Here is a 22,495-nt window from a genome sequence, read left to right as displayed (position 1 = left end):
GGACCCTCACTCCGTCCGCAGGGCCGTCGCCGTGCCCGTCCGCGCCGCCCATCCCGCCGGGAGCAGCGCGCCCGTGACCGCGATGAGCAGGCCGCCGAGCGCGAGGAGCGCGAGTACGGGGCCGTCGTACACGGCGATGTCCGTGGCCGGAAGGGTCATGCCGATGGCGTCGCCCATGAGCGGAACGACGGCGTGGTGCAGCGCGACGCCCGCCGGCACCGCGACCAGCCCCGCGAGCAGGCCGACCCCGGCGACCGAGGTGACGACCATGGTGACGGTCTGGCGGGGTGTCATACCGAGGGCCTTGAGGACGCCGAGGTCGTGCACGCGGTCGCGGGTGTCGAGGACGACCGTGTTGAGGACACCGAGGCCGGCGACCACGACGAGCATCAGCGTGAGCATTCCGATCAGCGCGTCCATGGCCACGATCACGCTGGAGGAGTTGCCGGAGGCGCCCTGGGCGAACGCGCCGACACCGGCGTCGTCGAGCGCGCGGTTCAGCGCGTCCAGGTAGCGCACCGGATCGGTGCCCGACGCGGTCTGTACGTGGAACCGGCCCGGCAGCGCGTCGTCGCCGAGCCCGAGTCGGGCGAGCGTGGTGGTCGAGGTGAGCAGTGGCATGCCGTCGCCCTCGGTGAAGAAGACCTCGCCGACGATCCGTACGGTGGCCCGCCGCCCTTCCTCGGTGAGGGTCACCGTGTCCCCGACCCCGATTCCGGCGGCCTTGAGGAACCGGGAGGTGACCACCGCCTGCCCCGGCCCGTCGAGCCAGTGCCCCGACACCGTCTTGGGCGCGCCCCACGCCGAGTCGCCCTCGTACGCCACCACGGTCGTCGCCCCGGTGATCCCGGACACGGTGAGCCGGGCCTGCGCGGTGCCGTAGAAACGTCCGGTCCCCTCCTGGGCCCGCAGCACGGCGGCCACGGCGTCCGGATCGGCCTTGGTCCGGCCGATCCGGACCGCACCACCCGGGCCGCCCGGGCCGCCCGCGTCACCCGGCCCCTCCGCGGGCACGACCTCGGCGCCGGGCGGCCCCTGCCCACCGCCCGCCTCCACCACGACCGCACCGGCCGAGTCCAGCCTGCGGCTCTCCTGGACCGCGCCCAGCGTCAGCGCAAGCCCGACCGCGAAGGTGACGGACAGGGCGCCGAAGAGGATCGCCGCGGCCACCGTCGCCGAGCGCGCCGGCCGTGCGAAGGGCTGCGCGAGACCGAGCCCGACCGCCCGAGGCAACGGAAGCCGGGCCATGAGCCGTTGTGACAGCCCCCCTCGCGCCGCGTACCGGTGCGACAACGGCGACCGCGCCGCGTGCCTGTGCGACAACGGCGATCGCGCCGCGTACCGCCGCACCGGCCGCCGACGCCCCGGCCCGCCGCGGCCGGTCACCCTGGGCGCGCTCCCGACCGCGATGGCCTCCACCGTCCGCAGCCGCCCGGCCCGCAGCGCGGGCACCACGGCGGCACCGGTGACCAGCACGAGCGCGGCGAGGGGCACCAGGACGTTCACCCACACCGGAATCCCCCCGGCCGAGCCGCCGAACGCCTCCCCGACCTCCGCCAGCACCGGCACGGCCAGCACGTTGCCGAGCCCCACCCCGAGCACACAGCCGACCGCCGCCGGCACCAACGCCTGCCCCACATAGGCGCGTACGACCTGCGCCGGTGTGAAGCCGAGCGACTTCAGCACGCCGATCCGTCGCGTGGCGGCACCCACCGCCCCTCCGACGACGATGCCGATCACCAGCACCGACAGACACAGTCCGAGCACCCCGAACGCCGCCAGGAACGGCACGAAGGCCATCGCGTTCGCCGTCGCCTCCTGCTTCACCGTCAGATACGACCGCGCCCCGCTCATCGACCCCTGCGGCGCGGCCCCCGCGACCGCGGCCCGGCCGTCGGCCACCTCGGCGTCGGTGGCCGCGTGGCGGAAGCGGTAGAGCATCTCGTACGAGGCCGAGACGCCTTCGCCGCCCTCCGTGCCCTTCTCCGTCAGCGCCCGCGCCTGTGCCGGAGCCACCCAGGCGTCCGCCGTGGCGGTCACCGAGCGGGCGAGGCCGACGACGGTGAGGGTCGGGCCGCCGGGTGCGTCGGGGAGGGTCAGACGTGCTCCGGGGCGCAGGGGCGTACCGTCGATCGCCAGGACGATCTGGCCCGGCCGGGTGGCCCACGCACCCTCGACCAGGTCCAGCTCGTCGACCGGGCCACCCGGGTCCTCCCGGCCGACGACGGTCAGCGGGGGCAGATCGACCCCGGCCGGCACGAAGTCCGACCGCGTCACGGTACGGGGGCGTACCGAGAGGGCCGGGAAGGGCCCGGCGGCGGCAGTCACCCCGGGCGCGTCGGCGGTCGCCGCGACCTGCGCGGCCGTCACCTTCGTCCCGTCGAAGTGCCCGGTCAAATGCGCGCCGCGCTGTTCCGCGAAGGCACGCTCGAAGGGCGCCCGTGCCGCGACGAGCAGCCCGGCGGCGAGCACCGACGCGGTGACGGCCATGAGCGTGGTCGTCACCAGCACCAGCGTCCGCACCCGCCGCCGCCCCACCCCGGCCCGCACCACCCGCCCCAGCGCACTCACCGCTCCACCGCCGTCGCGCGGTCGCCCGCCCGGACGCCTTCGGGGCCTTCGCCGCCGTCGCCCCGTACGACGTCCCGTACGACGCGCCCGTCCACCAGTTCCACCGTCCGGTCGGCGCAGGACTCGGCGAGCCGCAGGTCGTGCGTGACCAGGACGATCGTCTGCCCGTCCGCGTTGAGTTCGGTGAGGAGGGCCCGGACGTCCTCGCCGGAGGCGGTATCGAGCGCGCCGGTGGGCTCGTCGGCCAGCAGGAGGGCGGGGCGGTTCATCAACGCGCGTGCGACGGCGACCCGTTGGCGTTCGCCACCGGACAGCCGCCCGGGATACGCCTCGGAGTGCCGGTCGATGCGGAGGTACTCCAGCAGGTCCGAGGCCCGTCGACGGGCCTCTCCCCTGGCCGTTCCGGCCAACCGGGCGGGCAGCAGCACGTTCTCGGTGACGGTCAGGTCGTCCAGCAGGTTGAAGAACTGGAAGACCATGCCGACCTTCGCCCGCCGGTAGCGCGCCGACCCGGTCTCGTTCAGCGCGTCCACCCGTACCCCGTCGACGGTCACACTGCCCGAACTCGGCCGGTCCAGCCCGGCGATCAGGTTGAGCAACGTCGACTTCCCGCTCCCCGACGGCCCGATGACACTCACCGCCTCCCCGGCCCATACGCGCAGCGAGACCCCGTCGAGCGCCGGCGGCCCTTCACCTCCGTACGCCCTGCTCACCTCGCGGATGTCGATGACGGGCGCGGCGGCGGTGACCGGGCCGGTGGTCGCGGTCGTGGTCGTGGTCGTGGCCACGAAGCCTCCTCGGAGGAGTGGTTGATGTGTGAGTGCCCCGTGCGATGACCTGTGACGTGCCATGGGTGACGGGTGATGTGTGCCCATGACGCTAGGGACGGCCGCCGTCCCGGTCGTCGTCCCGAACGGCGAACCCGTCTGCCGTACCGGGTGGATCCGGCGCGCACGTCATCCCCGGGATGTACGCGGATGATGTATCCCCCGTCCTTACCGCGACGGATGTGACGGCCACCGGCCCTTGCCACACTGACCCCATGGACGACGGGGAGGCGACGCGATCGAGAAAGACGCGGACGACGGCGGTGCGGCCGAAGGTCGTGAAAGCGAGGACCATAGGGGCGAAGGCCGAGGGGGCTGTGGCCATGGGGGCGGTGGCGGTGGGGACGGAGGCGAGATCGGCGGAGCTCGTTCGGCGGTGGTGGAGTGGGGCTTCGTCCCTGCTCCACGCCAGGGGACCGCTGCCGCGCCCGTCCCGGTGGATGTGGACGGCCGACGTGTGCCTGGCCTTCCTCCTGGCCGCCTGCACGGTGGGGGCGGCGCTGACACAGGACGCGCACGCGATCGCACGGTTCCCGGCCGAGGTGTGGACGCCGGTTCCGGAAGGCGCTCCGGTGCCGCCGCCCCCTCCCCTGCCCACACCCCCTTACCCGGGGCAGGGCCTCGGCGGCGTCCGCACCTGGCAGTTGCTGCTCGCCGCCCTCACCGCGCTGCCCCTGCTCGTCCGCCGGCGCTACCCGCTGACCGCGTTCTGGGCGGTGGTCGCCACGACGATGCTGTTCAACCAGCATCTCGGCACGGGCGAAACAACCGTGTACACGTTCCTGTCGTGTCTGGTCGCCGCGTACAGCGCCGCCGTCCACAGCCCGTACCGGCTGGGCGCGCTCGCGAGCCTGGTGGCGGGCGCCGCCCTGATCGCGGCCTTCGCAGAGGAGAACTTCCCATACGTCACACCGGGCGTGATCCCCTTCCTCGTCCTGCTCGGTGTGGGGCTGGGCGCCAACGCGATCCACACCTGGAAACAGCGGGTGCGTGCCCTCCAGGAGCAGCAGGCAGCGGCGACCCGTCTGGCGGTCGAGCACGAACGCTCCCGGATCGCACGGGAGTTGCACGATGTCGTCACCCACAATGTGAGCGTGATGGTGATCCAGGCGGGTGCGGCCCGCAAGGTGATGGACGCCGCCCCCGACCGGGCCCGCGAGGCCCTCCTCGCCGTCGAGGCGGGCGGCCGTACGGCGATGACCGAGCTGCGCCATGTGATGGGCCTGTTGACGATGCCGGACCTCTCCGCCGAGCAGGACCTCTCCGCCGGCGCTGTCCTCTCCGCCGGCCATGTCCTCTCCGCCGAGCGGGACCTGGCCCCGCAGCCGGGCCTCGACCGGCTGCCCGCCCTGATCGAGGGGGTCCGCGAGGCGGGCGTCCCGGTACGGCTGACCGTCACCGGCACCCCGGCGCCCCTGTCGCCCGGCGCCGATCTGGCCGCGTACCGCGTGGTGCAGGAAGCCCTCACGAACGCCGTCAAGCACGCCTCGGGCGCCCGCGTGGAGGTCACGGTCGACCACACCCCCCATGCGGTCCATGTGGAGATCACGGACACCGGGGGCTCCCCCACACCGGCGGCCGCCTCCGGCACGGGCCGGGGCCTGCTCGGTCTCCGCGAGCGCCTGTCCGTCTACGGAGGCACCCTCCAAACGGGATCCCGGCCCACCGGCGGCTACCGCGTACGAGCGGTCGTACCCCTCGGGGACAACCCTCCCGAGCACGGACTCCCCGGAAACCGGCATGCTTGGGAAAGCCCCTCCCAAGACTGCCGCCTCCCGGGCGACCCCTCGGAGAACCGGCAGGCCCAGGACGAGCCCTCCCGAGACCGGCACCCCCAGGACGGGCCCTCCCGAGACCGGCTCCGCGAGAAGCGACTCCCCGAAGGAAGCCCTACCGGCGACGGACCCTTCGCGGACAGTCGTCCTGAAGCCGGCCTCCCCGCGTCCCGGCCTCCGGCGGAGCCGTCATGACCGACGAGCGGCCCCGCGTGGTCATCGCCGACGACCAGGCCCTGGTCCGCACCGGGTTCAGCATGATCCTCGCGGCCGACGGCATCGACGTGGCCGCGGAGGCGGCCGACGGCGACCAGGCCGTCGACGCGGTCCACCGCACCCGCCCCGACCTCGTCCTGATGGACATCCGCATGCCCGGCACGGACGGTCTGGAGGCCACTCGCCGCATCCTCTCCGGCACGGTGCCCGACCCGCCCCGCGTCCTCATGCTGACCACGTTCGACCTGGACCGATACGTCTACGCCGCCCTCACCGCGGGCGCCAGCGGCTTCCTCCTGAAGGATGTCACCCCCGAGCACCTGGTGGCCGCCGTCCGCCTGGCCCGCACCGGCGACGCCCTCCTCTCCCCCGCGATCACCCGCCGTCTGATCGAGCGCTTCGTCTCCCCCACCCCGGAGACCCCCGCCCTCCACCGTGATCTGGCCCCCCTCACCCCCCGTGAACTGCAAGTCCTCCAGTCCCTCGCCACCGGCCTCAGCAACACCGAACTGGCCGCCCACTTCCGCCTGAGCGAAGCCACCGTCAAGACCCACGTCGCCCGCATCCTCGGCAAACTCCGCCTCCGCGACCGCGCCCAGGCGGTGGTGGTGGCGTACGAGACGGGGTTGATCGTGCCCGGAACGAGACCACCCGGACCAGCATCGGGAACAGGGGCGGGAGCGGGACCGGCAGCCGGGCCGGACGCCCCCTACTGACCCGGCGCCATGCGGGGCCGGACCGACCGACGCCTGCCCGGCAGCGCTCACCGGTTCACGGCGTACTGCACACCACCCGCGGTGCCGCGTCCCTCGTGGGCTGGGCGTCCTGGACCTTCTGCACGTCGGTGAGGAGACCCCGTACGTCGAGGTCCTCGCCGGCGGCGGCTCTCGCGATGGTCAGCAGGGTGGCCTCGTAGAAGGCGTCGCGCACGGCGGGCGCCATCACGTCGGAGGCGTCGAGGCAACGCGGGGTCGGGCCGGTGAGCCGTTCGGCGATCTCACGCTCGACCGGGCCGTCCCCCACCGGCACCCGGTGGTTGGCGGAGAAGACGTCGGCGGACTCGGCCCATTTCCGCTGGCCCTCCCGGGACGCCAGCCGTTCGATCAGGTCGCGGGCCTGCGGACGGTCGCTGAACAGCGCGGCGAAGTCACCGGTCACCTCGTACGCCTGAACCCGGTAGGGCCCGCCGGGCAGCAAGGTCGCGGAGTCCGTCACGCCCACCCGTTTCCCCTTCGACCCGTAGAAGGAGCGGGCGAAGGAGCCCTGGTGCTCCAGCGCGCACCCGTGCGGGCCGTCGAACAGCAGCCCGGCATCGTCCGGGGCACCACGGTGGTCGGCGAGCAGGGCGCGCTCGGCCGCCTTCCGGTCCTGCCGGAGCAGACCGGCCCACTGCTCCCACGCCTCACGCACCGCTTTCCCGGTCCACCACTCCTCTCCTTCCGCGCCCAGCGCCCACTTGCCGTAGACCTCAGGGCCCTCCCGTTGCAGCACGAGGTCCTCGATCCAGTCGCTGCCGGGCCAGCCGGAGGCGCCGTCGTCACCCATGCCGATGCACCAACTGGCCATGGGCGCGGGCGTGTCGGCGGGCGGCTCGCCCTGGCGGTACCAGACGATGCTCTTCAGGTCCGCCTTGACCGGGACCCAGTACGCGTCGCCCTGCGGGGACTGGCTCTCCGACTTCCAGGGCGAGCCGTACTCCTCCTCGGCGTAGAGGCCGTCCAGGCTCTTGAGGCGCTCCTGGTCGGCGTACTCGGCGAGTTCGCCGACGCCCGGCATGATCGCGATGTCCGGGGGCTCCCCCGACTGCACCTTGGACAGCAGCACCTCGCGCTGAGCCGCGGTGCCCTGGTACTCGAAGGGGATGCCGAAGCCCCGCAGCACCTTCTCGAACTGCGCCCCCTGGTCGTCGGTCCACGGCCCGAGGACGGTCACCGGCGCTTCCTCGCGCTGCGCCCAGACCGCCACCATGCTCCCGGCGGAGATCAGCACCACCACCACGAAGAGCACCAGCACCTTGAACCGGCGGGTCACCGTCGCCTCCCGTAGTCGCTGTCGAGCCGGAGTCCGAGCCCCACGGCCGGCAGGACGGCGACCAGGAGGCCGCCGATCGCAGTGCCCTGGTAGACCCGGTCGGTCCAGGTGTCGTCGGCCAGGACCCGCCGGACCTCCTCGGAGGTCTCCGTGACGGTCTGCTGGGCGTCGGACAGTTTCCGGCCCTCGTCCTCCTCGGAGACCCTGGTGATCTGCCGCAGATCCTCGACCACGCCGTCGAGGTCGTCCTGCGCGGACGACATGGTCAGCAGCGGGACGACCGCGAGCAGCACGGTCAGGGCGAAGGCCGCCAGCAGATACGGGTTCCAGTCGCGTCCGCAGCGGTCGCGCAGCACGAACAGCGCGGAGAGCAGGGTCAGCGCCAGGGCGGCGAGGGCGAGTTCGGCGAGCCACCAGCCGCCGCGCTGCGCCCACCCCTCGGTCGCGGTGGTCTCGGCGTGCTTCATCTGGACGCGTTGCATGGCCTCCAGGCGGGGCACGAGTCCGACGCGGCAGCGGACGAGCAGCGAGCGCGCCTCGGCCAGCTTCTGCCGCGCCATGAGCGGCTGGTCACGGTTGGCCGTACCGAGGATGATCGAGGTGCTGTAGGTGGCGAGGAGACCGTTGACGGTGCCGAGGTCCTGGTCCGTGCGGTCCGCGATCCTGGACAGTCCCTGGTCGGCGGCGGACAGCTGGGCCTGGTAGGACTCGCCCGAGCCGGCGAGGTCGGCCAGTTCCATCTCCCGCACGGCGCGGGCCTCGTGGTCGGCTCGCAGCACCGCGAGCCGGGTGGCCGCGAGCCCCTGCACGGCCGGTGCCTCGTCACGGGCGAGGGCGTCGGCGCCGCCCTGGATCTGACGGCAGGACAGGAACAGGGCACCGGCCGCCACGAGCGCGCACAGCGTCAGGACCACCAGATGCGCCTCCAGCAGCCGACGGGTCCGCCAGGGGCTCAGGCGCCGGCGCCAGAAGGCGGCCAGGGAGTGGCGGCCCCCCGCGCGGGCGAGTCGGGGCGTCACAGCAGCTCCTTGCCGCAGGTGATGCAGTACCGGGCCTCGGCCCCGGCGGGGGTGGCGCAGTGGACACAGCGCGGGCCCGACCGCGGACCGCTGATGTCGGCCAGGGGCAGGGGGTGGGACCCGGCACGCAGGATCATCGGGCCGAGCGTGCCGGCGTCGAGGGCGGCGGGGCGCAGCCTGACGCGTCCGGCGGCCGGGTCCACGAGGTCGGCGGCCACGCTGATCTCACGCAGCACCCACTCCGTACCGAGCTGCGTCGCCAGGCGGGCGGCTTCCCCCAGCAGGCGTTCGGCGAGGTCACGCTGTCCTTCCTGGAGGGCGAGGAGCCCTTGGCGCAGGGCGCCCTGCATCACGATGCTGGGCTCCTGGCCGCCCGTGCTGAGACGGCGGTCGGGGACATCGGGCGGCGGATGCTCGGGGCGGTGCCAGCGGGCGGTGACGGGCGCGTGGACGTCACCGATGGAGACCATGGCGAACTGCAGATAGGTGTCCAGGGGGTCGGTGTCGGCGTCGGCGACGAGGGTGAGCAGGTAGTCGCGGCTTCCCTGCTCCCACTGGTACGTCGGAAAGCTCCAGCGGTGCGGCCGGCCGGGCTGGGGCAGCCCGCCGAGGCGGTGCGGCCGGGGCGCCTTCTCGTTGAGCGCGACCTGGCGCACCGAGGGCCGCACGGTCACCTCGATGGGCAGTTGGGCGGTGTGCACCCGGCGCAGCCGCCGCACGGCGGCGGTGATCGCCCGGCCGAGGCCGTCGTCCACGAACTCGGCGGTGCCACGCAGTCGTTCGGCGAGGGTCAGCAGGGGTTCGGGGGCCCAGTGCGCGCCCACGGCGAGCACATCGCAGGTGAAGTCTCCGGCGCAGGCGTCCAGTTCCTCCTCCAGCCGGGTCTCACCGGGGCCGCTGCTGCCGTCGGTGATCAGCAGCAGATGGCGTACGGAGAGGGGTCGGGCGGCGAGCAGGGCGCGTGACCTGGCCACCCAGGCGGCGTACCCGGCGGGGCGCGGACCGTCCCGGTGCAGCGGGATCGCGTTCACGGCGAAGGCGGCCCGGCGCTTCTCGTGCCGGTCGGCGACGGCCCACTCGGCCTCACCTCCCGGAAAGCACCGGACGGGCTCGGGGCCGGCGCCGAGCACGGTGAAGGAGATGCCGTCGGGCAGGGCGCGCAGTGCGGCCGGCAGAGCGTGCCGGACGGCCTCCCGGTGTTCCTCTGCGACGTCCACGGCGATGATCACGGCGAGCTCGATCGCGTTCAGCTCGGCCGGAGCGTCGCCTGTGGTCACGTCGACCCGCAGATGTGCCTCGATCTTCGCGCTGCGGTGCGGCCGCAGATCCCCGCCGAGGTCGACATCCAGCCGGATGTGCGGCTGGGCCGGCCGGGTGTGGCCGCTCATGTGGTGCGTCACCGTTCTCCTCCCCCGTCGTCGCCGCCGTCCGGCCATGCGGTGGCCGTCCGCCGGACCGTTTGCGGTGCGGTGCGGTGCGGCACCGTGCCGCGCCGTCCACTGGCGTGCCGTGCGGTGCGGTGCGGGCGTGCCTTGCGGCGTGCCGCGCCGTCCGCTGTCCGTGCCGTGCCGTGCCGTGCCGTGCCGTGCCGTCGTGCCGTGCCGTGCCGTCGGTGTCATGCCGTCGGTGTCATGCCGTCGGTGTCATGCGGTGGGGCATGGTCCGCTCGGGGTGACGCACTCCGTGCATCCCCATGCCGTACCCCACCCCTCCTTCGATCCACCCCTCCTTCGATCCATCCCTCCTTCGATCCATCCCTCCTTCGATCCTTCGCTCCTTCGATCCTTCGCTCCTTCCCCGTCACCCCCGCCCGGACCCCGTCACCCCGCCCGGGCCCCGTCGGCGGCTGCCCTGCCGGCCGCTGCCACGCGCTCAGATCACGGTCTGCGGCCTTACCGCGTGCGAAAGGTCCACGAGGTGTTCGTGGGCGGCCGACCTTCCGTGTCGCGCGGCCAGTTGCCGGTAGTGCGACTCGATCCGTTCGCGCAGCTCCCGCTCCTTCGCGCTCATGCGTCGCAGCCCCCGGGGATCGAGCCGTCCACCGCCGCGCGCTCCCCCGGGACCGGGTCGGTCGGCGCGGCTGTACAGGGCGTCCAACTGCCATTCGTACAGCTCGGTGCTCAGCCGCAGCGCCTCGTCCTCGGACAGGCTCGGCTCACCGGCACCCGGTTCCTGCCGTACGAGGCCGCGCAGTGCGGTCAGTGCCGTGTCGACCTCGCTGGGCGCGGGCAGCGGATCGGCGCCCTCGGGCAGCCGGGCCGCGCGGATGCGCAGGGCGGCGACACGGGCGACGGTGTGGTCCAGGGTGCCGGGCCGGACCCGGCCTAGCACATCGAGGGCGGCCCGGCGGTCGCCGGCGCGGAGCGCGAGCCGGGCGAGGCCCAGGGCGGCGCCTCCATGGGCGGGGTTGCGGGCGAACACGGCCTCGTACAGTTCCTTGGCGGTGGGCCCGGCCGTGTCGTCGCCGAGCCGCTCCCCGCAGTAGGCGAGGGCCAGTTTCGGCGCGTACTCGCCGGGCAGTTCGAGGCGGACCTTGGTGAAGTGGACCTTGGCCTCGGCGATCCGCCGCAGGTTGTCGTCGAGGCCGGCGCGGCGCAGCGCGACCAGCGCGCGGTGCCACTCCAGCCGCCACCGGCGCACCGCGGGCGGTCCGGGAATGGAGTCGGCAGTGTCGAGTTCCTCCTGGGCGCGCTCCAGGTCGTCCCGTGTGTTCCGGCCCAGCAGGACGCGCACGTTGTGCAGACGGATCTCGACCGAGGGGGGTTTGCCGTCCTCCTGGTCGAGGAGTTGCCCCGGGTCGTAGCCGCTGCTCACCTCGAAGCGCGCGGTCTGCGGATCACCGGGGTAGCGCCGGGGCACCGGCAGCCCGCGGGCGATCTCGGTGGGGGTGGGGGCGCCGAGGTCGAGGGCGGGGGCCGTGGGCGGCTCGTACCGGTCGCGGCGGGGCCGCTCCAGCCAGTGCTCGATGCCCGGCACCATACCGAGCCGGGCGCCGAGGAGCTGCGGGGACGGCCAGAAGTAGTCGGAGGGCTCGGGCGGGTCGCTCTTGCCGCGCAGGGCGCGGATCTCCCGCAGCGCGCCGCGCAGTTGGCCCGCCATCTCCCGGGCGTCGACGAACCGCCGACCGGGATCGGTCCGGGTGGCGCGGTGGACGACGCCCCAGAAGGAGGCGGTGCCCAGTCCCGGTACCTCGTCGACGGCCCAGCCGGCGAGTTCCCGCAGGGTGACACCGACCGTGTGCAGGTCGTGGGCGACGGTGGGCACGGGCTTGGACGCCGTCTCGGGCGCCATGTAGTCGGGGGTGACATGGGCGGGCGGCTGGCTCTGCCCCTGCTCGCGCATGCCGCCGAGGTCGATGACCTTGACGCCGTCCCCGTGGTGCACGACGTTCGACGGCTTCATGTCCCCGTAGACGAAGACCCGTTCACCACCCGCGTGCAGATGGCCCAAGGCTTCGAGGATCTGACACCCGTACGAGGCGACGTGCTCGATGTCGAGGACGAACTCCCCTCGCCGGGTCTCCTTGACGACCTTCTCCAGGGTGCCGTCGCCGACGTCGTCCATGACGATGTGGCCGCCGGTGATCAGGCCGCTGTCGTCGCGGCGGGCGACGAAGTCGCGGATCTGCACGATGCGGGGGTGACGGATGGCGACGAGGTTGCGGCGTTCGACGTCGGCGAGCCGGGCCCCGTCCTGCTCGTAGCGGTTGAGCAGCCCCTTGACGGCGACCACGTCACCGAGATGGGTGTCCTCGGCGAGATAGACCCAGCCCTGCCCGCCGTGCGCGATGGGCCCCATGATCCGGTACTGGTCGCGCAGCACATCGCCCTCGGCGAGTTCGGGCCGGTACGAGTACGGCTCGCCGCAGGCCGGACAGTGCCCCTCGACCGGCACCGGGCCCACGGTGTAGGGCGGCGCGAAGGTGGTGCCGCACTCGGGGGACGAGCAGCCCATACGGACACGCAGCGGTGCCTCGGGGTGGACGAGGCGTTCCCGGGCGGGGCGCGGGACGCGCTCGGGCAGGGCTAGCAGCTCGGCCGGACCGAGACGGCCGGGGTCCTCGGGGAGTTCGGGCAGCCGGGGGCCGTCCTCGGCGCGACCGCATTCGGCGCAGTATCCGGTGGGCAGGACGGTGCCGCCGCAGGGGGCGCCGCTGAAACGCCGGTGCGGGCAGACCGCCGGGCCCTCCTGGTCCGCCCCCTGCCCCGGCCGCGCGGCGGACTTCATGCCGGGCCTCCGTAGAGCCGCAGATCGGCGCGCAGGTCCCTGATCAGCTCCCGCAGCCGGCCGAGTCGCCGCTGCGGGTCCGGGGTCTCGTCGACGAGACGACGCTCGGCCCTGCGCCGGCCGGCCGTCCTGGTCATGGGCTCGAGAGAGGCGGGGTCGACGACATCGTCGCGGATCACGCGGCCGAACTCCGCCTCCTCCAACCGGGCGAGCAGCGCGTCGGCGTGAGCGAGGAGCGCGGGCCGCAGCAGCTCGTCGCGGGCCGCGTTCCAGCCGGTGCCGCCCTCGTGCCCGAAGACGATCAGCAGCCGGAAACCGACCGCCCGTAATCGGGCGAGGAGCCCGATCAACGGCCCCGGCTCGGGTTCCGCGTCGAGACCGTCGACGACGACCGTGACCGGACGGCCGGACGCGAGGACCGGGGGCCGCGCGGGCCGTTGCGCGGTGCCGAGCAGCCAGTCCCAGTACGCGAGGTACTGGCCGGGCGGGAAGGCGATGTGGCCCAGAGCGCGGTCGGCGAGGTCCGGCCGGCTGGAGCCGCCGCCCCGGTGAACGAGGTCGGCCCGGTGCAGCAGATGACGCAGCGAGCGGTCCTTGCCACTGCCCGGAGACACCACGGTGATCTTCACGGGGTCCTCGTCGGTGTCCTCGAACCACCGGTTCACCCGCCCCTCGAAACCGTCGTCCCAGGCGTCCGGTCCCGCCAACTCCTCGATATGCGGCGACAGTTCGGCGATACGGTCGACCGGGACGAGGTACGAGAAGGCGAGCCGGTTGTTCTCGGGCAGCACCTCGCCCATGTCACCCCGCCAGCTCACGACGAGCCCGACCACCCGCGCCGGTCGCCCCTCGCCGGGCCGGGTGCACACACCAGCCCCGCTGAAGCCCTTGCGCACGACCTCGGCCTTGGTGACGGCGTCGAGCTGCACCCGCTCCCCGCTGACCCCGCTGACGCGCCCCCACAGCGTCATCCCGTCGTCGAAGCCCTCCGCGTAGCCGGTCGCGAACACCTCCATGCCGCCCCACAGCCTGGGCTCCAGCCGCGCGGGCCGCGCCTGCGGACGCGGATGATCCAGCCGCAGTACGGCGATGTCCTCACCCCCCGCGCCTCCTGGGCCCCCAGCGCCCCCAGCGCCTCCTGGCCCTCCCGTGCCGCCCCCGCTCCCCCGCAGCCAGCCACCGGGCAGGACACGGGCGGACACCGGTTCAAGGTCACTGTTCTCGGCGAACTCCAGCCACATCACGGCGTCCGGGTCGCGCACCACGTGGGCGCACGTGAGCGCCGTGCGCTGGTCGACGAGCACGCCGGCGCCACAGACGGGACCGTGCGCGCCCTCGCGCCGCAGCCGGAGCCTCCAGTCCGCACGCAATTCCCCCATGCTGTCTCACACTACGCGCGGGCATCCTGCGTCCCTAGACTTGTGAACCAATTTGAACCGGTCAATCGACGGAAACCGACGGGGAGTTGACATGGGTGATCCGGAACCGGTCGGTCTCGCGGAGGCCATCGGCACGGTCCGCGCGGAACTGGCCCGCGCCCAGGCCGAGGGCGCGGCCAGCGACTGGCGCTTCAGCGTCGAGCAGGTCAGCCTGGAGTTCTCCGTCCAGTTCCACCGCGCCGGCGAGGGCGGTGCGGGCCTGCGCCTGGGCGTCGTCGAAGCCCGCCTCGGCGGCACGGTCAGCCACGACTCCACCCACCGGATCCAGGTGGACCTCAAACCCCTGCCGGGCCCGGCGGGCCACGCCCACGAGGTGAGCCGCGACGACGTACCGGCCCGCGACCACCGCGGCCCCGAGGAGGGCTCGCTGTCCCGGGACCAGGGACCGCCTGATGGGGGGAAGGCCCCGGTCGAGTGGGCGCGTTGAGGGCCGCGGCCGCGAACCGCACCGAGGCAGCCGCCACGACCGCGCCGATCGCGAGGTCGCACGCACACCACGACGAGCCTGAGCCGGCACCATACCCAGGTCCCGCTGACCACGCACGGCGGGGTCAGGGGGAGCGCTCGAGCCGCCGTTGTCCAGGGAGCGCATCACCGAGGCGGCCATCGCCCTGCTCGACGGAGGTTTCAGCACTTCCTTGGGCCGAGGGGGCAGTGCGTGCCGCCCATCAGGGCCGTGCTTGACACAACGTCCGATTTCCGTGCCCGCAACGGACAGATCACGTGTGGGCTCCGTACGGGGTGTCCGAGACGATGGACAGCAACGATCGCACCCACCACGCCGCCGGTCAGGCCGGTTCGAGCATCATGCCCGGCCATGGTCCGGTACTTGTCGAGGTCGCCCATCAGGTCACCTTCGCTGATCGGCACCCCGTGACCACCACCATGGTGGCGGAGGCCGGACAGCACCACCCAGAACACGCTTGCGCGCAGACAACCACCAGCAGTCCACAACCCCCGCGAGCCGATCACCGGCACTTCGTGCGGAGTCAACACCCACCTGTGCGTCGCGTGCCTGCCCTCGCCGAGCGGTACGTCGACGGCGTCACCGCAACACGGAGGGCGCAGGCGCCGGGGCAGGTGGCGAAAGCGGTTTCGGCCTGGTGACCGCCCGGCCCGGACACACCGGGTACCGGGTCCACGGAGGCCGTCGACACCGCCAAGGAGGACTCGCCACCGGTCCGTGTGTGGCCCAACCGCTCAGGAGGAGGGTCCTGTCGCCCGCCGGGGGACCGACGGCCTGCTGCGCGCCGTGACCGTGGAGGGGCAGTCGTCAGGCCTTGGTCCGCGATGCGCGATGCGCGATGCGCCTGGTCGAACTCGCCCCGGTGACGCTTGGTAGGTCGGTCCCGATTCATGTCGTTCCCATAACCAGTAGAGGAAAAAGCATGTCGCTCCTGAAGACCATCGACACTGATCCCTCCTTCGCTCCCAGCGAGTCCAGCCCGCTGCCGGAACGCCTGATCTCCGGCGACCCGACCTTCAGGACCTGGGCCCAGGACGCCGCCCGCGAGGGAACGATCAACACGGGTGTCTGGGAGGCCACGCCCGGCGAGACCCGCTCGATCAAGGGCGAGACCTTCGAGTTCTGCCACATCATTTCCGGCGTCGTCGAACTCACGCCCGAAGGTGGTGAGCCGGTGGTCTACAAGGCAGGCGACAGCTTCGTCATGAAGCCGGGCTACGTCGGTGTCTGGAAGACCATCGAAACCGTGCGCAAGATCTACCTGACCGTGTCGTAACGCCGATCCCGCAGGGCCCGGTCGTCTTCGAGACCTCTCGCGAGGGCCACCTGCCCAGAAGACATCGGGCGCACGGAGAGGCCCGGAACGCAGGGCCCTCCGTGTGCCCGCGGCCCGCAGGCGCGGGCACACCGACACCGTGGAGAGAATCCTGGTCTACCAGGGCTTCAGGAGCGCCGTCGTCACGCACGGGAAGCAGGTGGGCATCGAGGTGGAGGTGGAGCGCAACCGTTCGCAAAGCCGACGGCAGCCTTCACGGCGGCCAGAGCGACGATCAGATGCGGGTATACGGCAATCGGCGTCCCCGTGATGGCGAAGTTCTCCCTGGCGCGCACGGTGTGGATGCCCCAGTACGCCTCGGAGTACGCCTCTGCGGGTACGCCTTGGCGCGTATGTCGCGGTGGCCGAGCAGGTCGCTGCTCGCTGCGGTGAGCTAGGGCGGTCGTGGCAGGCCGGGCCTTCTCCCGGAGCATGTTCAGGCGGGCGTGTGCGTGAGGTGCGGCAAGGGGCGAGCAAGCCGACCCGCCAGGGCGGTGGGGCTTTCCACGATCACGTCGCGGAGGTCTGCGGATGGACGCCGCGATGTCGGTCTATACGACGCCGCAGCCCGAGTAGCTCTTCACCTGCCGCGCCGCGACCTCGGTCAGCCCGAAGGCCTCCAGGAGGTGTTCGGCGACGCGGGTGCGGGCCGCGGATTTGCCGTGGCCGAGCAGGCGGCCGAGGAACACCAGGTCCTCGGTCCCCGTCAGATCCCCGTCCCCGCCCCGTCCCCGTCCCCGTCCACCGAGGCGTACTGCCCGGTGAGCGAGACGCGGGCGCGCGCCTCGTCCGCCTCCCCGCACCACGTCGCGGTCGAAGATCCGCGCCTGGCCGCCGTCCGGCCGCCGCGGCAGGGTCACGAGGGCCTGCACAAACGTGGTCCTGCCGGCACCGTGGGGTCCCAGCACGCCGTAGACGGTTCCCGCCGGGACGGTGGGGCCGACGCCGTCGACGACCCGCCTCTCCCCGAACGTCTTCACCAGGCCGCGGCCCCTCGATGGCCGCCTGCGCGGCGGTACCCCTCATGACCGGGTCCTGTTCTCGCTCGGCGACCGTGCCTCTCGCACCGGCGCGGACCCGCTCGGCCCGGTGCTCTCCAACGCGCCGCCGATGCTGCGCAGCGCGAGCATGGCCCCGATTCCCGGGATCAGCGCCAGCCACCGGGCGCCCGTCCCCGCGGCGGCGGGGACCGCCCAGGTCATGGCGATGGCAACGAGGTAGGCCATGCCGTGGGCCGGTCCGCCGAGCGAGGTGATCGGCTCGGCATGGATGGTGAAGACATTGATCAGCAGGACGACCAGGGAGAATGCCTCGACGGCGGCCGCGATGCGCAACGTACGCATCGGCGTCACGCACCCGTCGTGGAGCCGGGCCGGACGATCATGAGGACCACGACGACCGTCCACAACAGGTTGAAGACACCGGTGAGCATGGAGAGCCGGCTCGCCGGGACGGTGGACGTGCCGGGCTCGGCCGTTCCGCCGGCCACCGCGAGCACCCGCTGCTGGTTCGGCAGGATGGCCATGGCCAGGACGGCCGCGGCGACCGCGGTCAGGACGATGGAGCTGACGAGCCAGACATCGGTGAGAACACCGAGCTGGACGGCCGTGGCGAGCCCGAAGACCGGGACACCGATGCCGAAGAGCGCGTACCCGCGACAGATCTTGTGCAGGATCCCGGCGACCCCGGCCGCCCGCCCCTGCGGATCCTCCGCCAACTGCTTCGCGTAGCGCGGGAACATCGAGGCGGCCACGGTGATCGGCCCGACCGCCAGGATCGCCAGGATGACATGCACCGATAGCAAGAACTTTGTCACTGAGGCCCTCCCCATGGATCCTTTTATATGTTGGCTACCAATAGATAGCACGGCAACAGCTCACTTGTGTAGGCTGCCTACGTATGAGACAAGACGCGGTCAGAGGACATCTGGACGGGTTGCTGCTCGCGGTGCTCGAGCCGGGCCCCCTGCACGGGTACGCGATCATCACCGCGGTGCAGGAACGCAGCGGCGGCGCACTCGAACTGCGCACGGGCACGATCTATCCCGCCCTCAACCGCCTTGAGCGGGTGGGTCTGTTGCGCAGTAGCTGGCAGTCCGTCGGCCAGCGGCGCAAGCGCTGTTACGAGCTGACCGAGGCCGGGCAGCGCACCTTGGCCAGCGAGCGGTCGGCGTGGGACGAGTTCACGGCGGCGATCGGCTCGGTCCTGAATCCCACGGCCTCGCCCGGACTCCTCACGTGAGCGCCGTGGAACAGCGCAGCGACCCCGTCGAGGAGTACCTCACCACGCTGGAGGCCGCCCTGCACGGCCCGGACCGTGCCAAGGCCAGGCTGCTGGAGGAGGTGCGCGACGGCCTCACGGATGCCGTCGCGGAGCACGCGGGCCGGGGGCTGTCCCACGAACGCGCCGCCGACCAGGCGTTGCGCGACTTCGGAACCATGGACGACCTGGTGGCGAGCTGCCAGCGGGAACTGACCATCGCCCAGGCCCGGCACACGGCCCGCTCCGTCGCCGTCACCATGCCGTTCCTGCTCACCTGCTGGTTCCTCGTCCGCAACGCGGGCGACGCCCGGGACTGGGCACTGCCGTGGACCGCTCAGCTCATAGCCGTCTATCTGGCCGGCACCGCGGTCGTGGCGGCCCTGCTCGCGGCCGGGGCCCTCGCGGCCACCGGCACCCTCGCCCGTTGGCTGCCCACCCCGGACGAACTGCCGCGGCTGGTCGGCTGGACCGGCACGACCGCCAGCATGTCCATCGCCGTCGCCACACTCGCCCTCGCCACGGCCTCCGTCCTGGCGACCAACTGGCCGCTGATCGCGCTCGCCTGCTCGCTGGCCGCCGCTTCGCACGGCGCGATGGCCCGCTCGGTCCGCGTCTGCCGCCAGGTCGCACGCCTGCCGATCATGGAACCGGCGGTGTCACGGCTGCCCGAATAACGGTCGCCGGATTCCGTCGCCGGGCGGCGCCCGAACCGCGGCGATCCACCCGGCCGACGCGCATCCGGCCAACGCGCACCCGGCACCCCGCACCGAGCGCCGCCGGGCCGGGACCGGCCGGCTCGCCCAACCCTGTTCACACTGTCACGCATTCCTTGTCGCGCCACGCTACCGGCGAACCTCGACGCGCAGATGGGCAACGACGAGCAGTCCGCAGACGAGGCGCGCGATCGCTGCGAGCACCAGCTTCTGGGTGGGGATGATCCACGGGGAAATCGACGGCGAGACGATCGGCGTCGCGCGGGACACCGCCGTCGTCCTGGCATTCGCGTTCATCTTCCGGATGACATGCATGACTCTCCAGAACGGTCTCCTGAGGGCCGAGGGAGACACGGTCTACATCTTGAGGGCGGAGCTGGCCTGCCAGTGGCTGATCGCCATTCCGCTGACATCCATGGCGGCGCTCGTATGGGGTCTCCCGTTCCCCCTTGTCTTCATCGCCATCAACAGCGAGGAAAACGTCAAGGCCGTCATCAGCGGCTATCGCGTCCATCGCCGCAAGTGGGTTCAGAGGCTCGTCGAAACCGGGACGAGACCTTGAACCGGCGCAGCCGCAGCGTCATCGACGGCCCGCCCCGCGACGTCAGGAAAACATCACGGGCGAACCACCGAGCCACTCAGCGGCCCAACCCCACGGACGGAGCGGGGTCGAAGGCGGGTCACGTCGTGCCGCGGACACGCAGGCTCGGTGTCAGGACGATAGGGGGCGGCAGTTCGCCCGCGAGGAGTCGGTCGACCTGGTGGATGGCCAGTTCGCCCATCCGTCGCTTGTCGAGGTGAAGGGTGGTCAGTGGCGGGTCGACGAGATCGACGACGCTCAGCCCGTCATAGCCGACCAGTGCGCAGTCGTCCGGTACCCGGACGCCGAGCCGGCGTGCGGCCCGGAGCGCGCCGAGCGCAACCAGGTCGTTGAAGGCGACCACGGCGGTGACGTCCGGGCGCGCGGCGTACAGCGCCTCGAACGCGGCGGCGCCCCCGTCCGGGGACTGCCCACCCATGACGACCCAACCCTCGTCGACGGGCAGCGCGTGTTCGCCGACGACTTCGAGGAAGGTGCGGCGCCGGACCAACGGGGCGCTCAGGCACTCGCAGTCGATCAGGCCGATGCGGCGGTGACCCCGGTCGATGAGGTGCTGCGTCCCGGCCCGGATTCCGGCCGCGGCGTCGATGTGGACCAACGCGTGGTTCGACGAGTCCAGCCCACGATCGACCACAACCAGCGGCACGGAGCCCACGTACGGCTCAAGCTGCGCATCGGGATGGCTGAGATAGCCGACAAGAGCGTCCACCTGTTGGCCGAGTGAGCGGACCAGGGCCAGCTCCCGGGACCGATCGTTCTCGGTGCTGGCCACGAGCACCTGCCAGTCGCGTTCGTCCGCGGCCGCGATCACTCCTGCCACGAACTCCGGGAAGAAGGGGTTGACCACATCGGGGACGATGAGCCCGACGGACACGACGTCCGGGCGGACCAGCCCCCGGCCGAACCGGCTGGGCCGGTACCGCAACTGCCGTGCGACGTCGAGCACGCGCTGCTGAGTCCCCGGGTCGATCTCCCCCTTGCCGTTGATCGCCCGGGAGACGGTCTGATGGGACACGCCTGCCGCCTGAGCGACGTCGCGGAGCGTGACGCGCTTGACGGTTCGCGCACCCCGCGTCCGCTGGTCTTCCGTTTCCCGCTGTCCGGCCACGCTGCACTCGCTTCTGTTCCCGTACCGCCTTGTGTCCAAGTCAACCAGGTTCACCGGTCGGCCAAGGCAGCGCCGGCCCGCCACCGGCGGATCGTGAGCCGTCCGGGGGCGGGCGTTGACGGAATCCGCGATCCTGAGCGAGAATCCCGTTAACGGTAACGTTAACGGTAACGGAGCAGCGAAGGAGAACACAGTGGCTTCTTTGAGGGGCCCCCTACCGCACGACGAGCCCCACCAGATGTTCCGTGGCTTATTCCGCGGCTGGCACGCACAGGCCGACGTCTTCTCGGCACTGCCGGACGCACCTGTGGAACCGGATGCTCCGCGGCCTTGGTGGCGCCGACTGAGTGTTCGGCGGCAGAAGCCGAGCAACGGTGGATCTTCGTTCAGCCGGTCAACGGCGCGTCCCCGGGGCCGTCCTGCTCCCGGTGGGGATGGCCGGGAGCCGACAAGAAGTGTTCCGTGGTTCGAGGAGGAGCTCCTCCGACGAGGGGCGGATCGAGGGTGAGTCCACCGTCGTGATCAAGGAACTCCCCGGCCACCGACATCGGCGTCACCGTCGGCGTCCGACCCGACGTCCCTACGCACGCGTCCTCCGGCTCGCGCTCGGCGCCGGCGGTAACAGGTGGAGCAGGCGACGTACGGTTCCCGCGGGGTCACAGGAACCGGGAGTACATCCACTTCCCTGCGTTCCGCGTAATTCAGCGTCCTAACCTCGCGCTTTCACGAGGTGGAGTGTCCGAGGCTTGATCAAATAAGCGGAGAGTGCTCCTGACCTGCAACGATGGGACTTGTCTAGGGTCCTGTTAGCTGCACGGAAAGAAGCACTCTCCAGGTGAAGAAGCGTATCGGGTCGTACCCGCGTGTCCGCATCGAGGGCGGCGGCCGGACGGTGGTCTCGCAGGCCGGGGGCGTGCTGCTGGTCGAGACCGTCCGCAAGGCCGGCTTGGACACCGCGATATCAGCGGCGCTGACGCCGTGGCGGAAGGCTCGGGCAGTGCACGACCCGGGCAAGGTCCTGCTGGACGTGGCCCTGGCCATCGCGCTGGGCGGGGACTGCCTCGCGGATGTCGCCATGCTGCGGGCCGAGCCGGCCGTGTTCGGGCCGGTGGCCTCCGACCCGACGGTCTCCCGCCTTGTCGACACCCTCGCAGCCTCCGGGAAGAAGGCCCTGCGGGCCATCCGTGCTGCGCGGGCTGAAGTCCGCCGACATGTCTGGCGGTTGTCGGACCGGGAAGCGCCTGATACGGACGGGACGGTGACCGTGGACCTCGACGGAGTGCTGGTGATCGCGCACTCGGACAAGGAGGACGCCGCACCCACGTGGAAGCGAACCTACGGGCACCACCCGCTGATGGGGTTCGTCGACCACGGACCGGGCGGCACGGGTGAACCGGTCGCGGCCCTGCTCAGACCAGGCAACGCGGGATCGAACACGGCCACCGACCACATCACCGCCACTCAACTGGCCTTGGCCCAGCTGCCGAAGAAGTACCGGCGCGGACGGCAGACCCTGATACGCACCGACTCCGCGGGCGGCACCCACGACTTCGTCACCTGGCTCGCTCAACGAGGGCGGTGGCTGTCCTACTCGGTCGGCATGGTGATCACCGAGGCGATCCACCAGCACGTGCTGAAGGTTCCGGCATCGGCCTGGACGCCCGCCGTCGAGGCCGAGGGTGAGATCCGTGACGGCGCCTGGGTCGCTGAACTCACCGGCGACGTCCTGGACGGCTGGCCCAAGGGCATGCGGCTGATCGTCAGGAAGGAACGGCCACACCCTGGGGCCCAGTTGCGGCTCACGGACGCGGATGGCATGCGACTGACCTGTTTCGCCACCAACACGCCCGACCGGCCGATCGCGCAGCTCGAGCTCCGTCACCGGCTGCGGGCCCGGGCCGAAGACCGCATCCGCGCCGCCCGGG

At 72.2% G+C, this 22,495-nt stretch carries 19 protein-coding genes; 8 read left to right on the top strand and 11 right to left on the bottom strand.

Annotation, left to right across the window (positions count from 1 at the left end; all coding sequences use genetic code 11):
* Positions 1-6: 6 nt before the first annotated feature.
* Together ACFY9I_RS36385 and ACFY9I_RS36380 are read right to left on the bottom strand one after the other, a co-directional pair.
* A complete protein-coding gene (locus ACFY9I_RS36385; protein ID WP_391009902.1) occupies positions 7-2,571 on the bottom strand; it encodes an FtsX-like permease family protein in 2,565 nt (854 codons plus the stop codon).
* Positions 2,568-3,359, bottom strand: coding sequence for an ATP-binding cassette domain-containing protein (locus ACFY9I_RS36380; RefSeq protein ID WP_391009899.1), 792 nt, complete (start codon positions 3,357-3,359; stop codon positions 2,568-2,570). The genes ACFY9I_RS36385 and ACFY9I_RS36380 overlap by 4 nt, the downstream gene beginning before the upstream one ends.
* 254 nt (positions 3,360-3,613) lie before the next feature.
* Between ACFY9I_RS36380 and ACFY9I_RS36375 the strand changes: the two genes are divergently transcribed.
* Both ACFY9I_RS36375 and ACFY9I_RS36370 read left to right on the top strand, forming a co-directional pair.
* Positions 3,614-5,368: a histidine kinase gene (locus ACFY9I_RS36375; protein WP_391009896.1), complete on the top strand. Its 1,755-nt coding sequence runs from the start codon at positions 3,614-3,616 to the stop codon at positions 5,366-5,368.
* The gene (locus ACFY9I_RS36370; protein WP_391009893.1) at positions 5,365-6,105 is read left to right on the top strand and encodes a response regulator; all 741 of its coding nucleotides are present in this window, start codon (positions 5,365-5,367) and stop codon (positions 6,103-6,105) included. Before ACFY9I_RS36375 ends, ACFY9I_RS36370 begins: the two co-directional genes overlap by 4 nt.
* A 55-nt stretch (positions 6,106-6,160) precedes the next feature.
* Here ACFY9I_RS36370 and ACFY9I_RS36365 read toward each other — a convergent pair whose 3' ends face one another.
* The 5 genes from ACFY9I_RS36365 to ACFY9I_RS36345 all read right to left on the bottom strand — a co-directional run bounded on the left by ACFY9I_RS36365 (position 6,161) and on the right by ACFY9I_RS36345 (position 14,045).
* Positions 6,161-7,420 carry a carbohydrate ABC transporter substrate-binding protein gene (locus ACFY9I_RS36365; protein ID WP_391009891.1) on the bottom strand — a complete coding sequence of 420 codons (1,260 nt, stop codon included), beginning with the start codon at positions 7,418-7,420 and terminating at the stop codon, positions 6,161-6,163.
* A complete protein-coding gene (locus ACFY9I_RS36360; RefSeq protein ID WP_391009888.1) occupies positions 7,417-8,439 on the bottom strand; it encodes a hypothetical protein in 1,023 nt (340 codons plus the stop codon). Before ACFY9I_RS36360 ends, ACFY9I_RS36365 begins: the two co-directional genes overlap by 4 nt.
* Positions 8,436-9,839: a vWA domain-containing protein gene (locus tag ACFY9I_RS36355; protein ID WP_391009885.1), complete on the bottom strand. Its 1,404-nt coding sequence runs from the start codon at positions 9,837-9,839 to the stop codon at positions 8,436-8,438. The genes ACFY9I_RS36360 and ACFY9I_RS36355 overlap by 4 nt, the downstream gene beginning before the upstream one ends.
* Before the next feature lie 472 nt (positions 9,840-10,311).
* Positions 10,312-12,666: a tetratricopeptide repeat protein gene (locus tag ACFY9I_RS36350; protein WP_391009882.1), complete on the bottom strand. Its 2,355-nt coding sequence runs from the start codon at positions 12,664-12,666 to the stop codon at positions 10,312-10,314.
* Positions 12,663-14,045 carry a trypsin-like peptidase domain-containing protein gene (locus ACFY9I_RS36345; protein WP_391009879.1) on the bottom strand — a complete coding sequence of 461 codons (1,383 nt, stop codon included), beginning with the start codon at positions 14,043-14,045 and terminating at the stop codon, positions 12,663-12,665. The genes ACFY9I_RS36350 and ACFY9I_RS36345 overlap by 4 nt, the downstream gene beginning before the upstream one ends.
* 91 nt (positions 14,046-14,136) lie before the next feature.
* Here ACFY9I_RS36345 and ACFY9I_RS36340 point away from each other — a divergent pair, with 91 nt between their 5' ends.
* A complete protein-coding gene (locus tag ACFY9I_RS36340) occupies positions 14,137-14,532 on the top strand; it encodes a trypco2 family protein (protein WP_391009876.1) in 396 nt (131 codons plus the stop codon).
* Positions 14,533-15,493: 961 nt separating this feature from the next.
* On the top strand, positions 15,494-15,847 hold the full coding sequence (locus tag ACFY9I_RS36335) for a cupin domain-containing protein (protein ID WP_391009873.1): 354 nt from the start codon (positions 15,494-15,496) through the stop codon (positions 15,845-15,847).
* 590 nt (positions 15,848-16,437) lie between these two features.
* Here the strand turns inward: ACFY9I_RS36335 and ACFY9I_RS36330 are convergent.
* Genes ACFY9I_RS36330 through ACFY9I_RS36320 form a run of 3 tightly spaced genes read right to left on the bottom strand, consistent with a single transcriptional unit; the run spans position 16,438 to position 17,702 of the window.
* Positions 16,438-16,866, bottom strand: coding sequence for an ATP-binding cassette domain-containing protein (locus ACFY9I_RS36330; protein ID WP_391009870.1), 429 nt, complete (start codon positions 16,864-16,866; stop codon positions 16,438-16,440).
* A 42-nt stretch (positions 16,867-16,908) separates the two neighbouring features.
* Positions 16,909-17,229, bottom strand: a complete 321-nt coding sequence (locus ACFY9I_RS36325; protein ID WP_391009867.1) for a hypothetical protein — start codon at positions 17,227-17,229, stop codon at positions 16,909-16,911.
* Positions 17,230-17,234: 5 nt separating this feature from the next.
* Positions 17,235-17,702: a hypothetical protein gene (locus tag ACFY9I_RS36320; protein ID WP_391009865.1), complete on the bottom strand. Its 468-nt coding sequence runs from the start codon at positions 17,700-17,702 to the stop codon at positions 17,235-17,237.
* Positions 17,703-17,785: 83 nt separating this feature from the next.
* Between ACFY9I_RS36320 and ACFY9I_RS36315 the strand changes: the two genes are divergently transcribed.
* From ACFY9I_RS36315 to ACFY9I_RS36305, 3 genes are all read left to right on the top strand, one after another.
* Complete coding sequence (locus tag ACFY9I_RS36315) at positions 17,786-18,127, top strand: helix-turn-helix transcriptional regulator (RefSeq protein WP_391009862.1); 342 nt, start codon at positions 17,786-17,788, stop codon at positions 18,125-18,127.
* Complete coding sequence (locus tag ACFY9I_RS36310; protein WP_391009860.1) at positions 18,124-18,822, top strand: permease prefix domain 1-containing protein; 699 nt, start codon at positions 18,124-18,126, stop codon at positions 18,820-18,822. The genes ACFY9I_RS36315 and ACFY9I_RS36310 overlap by 4 nt, the downstream gene beginning before the upstream one ends.
* A 253-nt stretch (positions 18,823-19,075) precedes the next feature.
* Positions 19,076-19,423: a hypothetical protein gene (locus tag ACFY9I_RS36305; protein WP_391009857.1), complete on the top strand. Its 348-nt coding sequence runs from the start codon at positions 19,076-19,078 to the stop codon at positions 19,421-19,423.
* A 118-nt stretch (positions 19,424-19,541) separates the two neighbouring features.
* Here ACFY9I_RS36305 and ACFY9I_RS36300 read toward each other — a convergent pair whose 3' ends face one another.
* Positions 19,542-20,570, bottom strand: coding sequence for a substrate-binding domain-containing protein (locus ACFY9I_RS36300; RefSeq protein WP_391009854.1), 1,029 nt, complete (start codon positions 20,568-20,570; stop codon positions 19,542-19,544).
* 835 nt (positions 20,571-21,405) lie between these two features.
* On the opposite strand from ACFY9I_RS36300, the gene ACFY9I_RS36295 reads away from it, so the two are divergent.
* Positions 21,406-22,495 (top strand): IS1380 family transposase (locus ACFY9I_RS36295; protein ID WP_391009851.1); only part of this gene is annotated, 1,090 nt, incomplete at its 3' end.

Source organism: Streptomyces sp. NPDC012510 (genome assembly GCF_042955065.1).
Lineage (GTDB): Bacteria > Actinomycetota > Actinomycetes > Streptomycetales > Streptomycetaceae > Streptomyces.
The sequence above is the reverse complement of the archived record's forward strand: the minus strand, read 5'-3'. Positions and strand labels throughout refer to the sequence as shown.

Bases quoted from the DNA above. Each gene is read 5' to 3' on its own strand.
- ACFY9I_RS36375 (WP_391009896.1), top strand. From the start codon at position 3,614: ATGGACGACGGGGAGGCGACGCGATCGAGAAAGACGCGGACGACGGCG.
- ACFY9I_RS36345 (WP_391009879.1), bottom strand. From the start codon at position 14,045: ATGGGGGAATTGCGTGCGGACTGGAGGCTCCGGCTGCGGCGCGAGGGC.
- ACFY9I_RS36340 (WP_391009876.1), top strand. From the start codon at position 14,137: ATGGGTGATCCGGAACCGGTCGGTCTCGCGGAGGCCATCGGCACGGTC.
- ACFY9I_RS36350 (WP_391009882.1), bottom strand. From the start codon at position 12,666: ATGAAGTCCGCCGCGCGGCCGGGGCAGGGGGCGGACCAGGAGGGCCCG.
- ACFY9I_RS36370 (WP_391009893.1), top strand. From the start codon at position 5,365: ATGACCGACGAGCGGCCCCGCGTGGTCATCGCCGACGACCAGGCCCTG.
- ACFY9I_RS36325 (WP_391009867.1), bottom strand. From the start codon at position 17,229: ATGCGTACGTTGCGCATCGCGGCCGCCGTCGAGGCATTCTCCCTGGTC.
- ACFY9I_RS36315 (WP_391009862.1), top strand. From the start codon at position 17,786: ATGAGACAAGACGCGGTCAGAGGACATCTGGACGGGTTGCTGCTCGCG.
- ACFY9I_RS36335 (WP_391009873.1), top strand. From the start codon at position 15,494: ATGTCGCTCCTGAAGACCATCGACACTGATCCCTCCTTCGCTCCCAGC.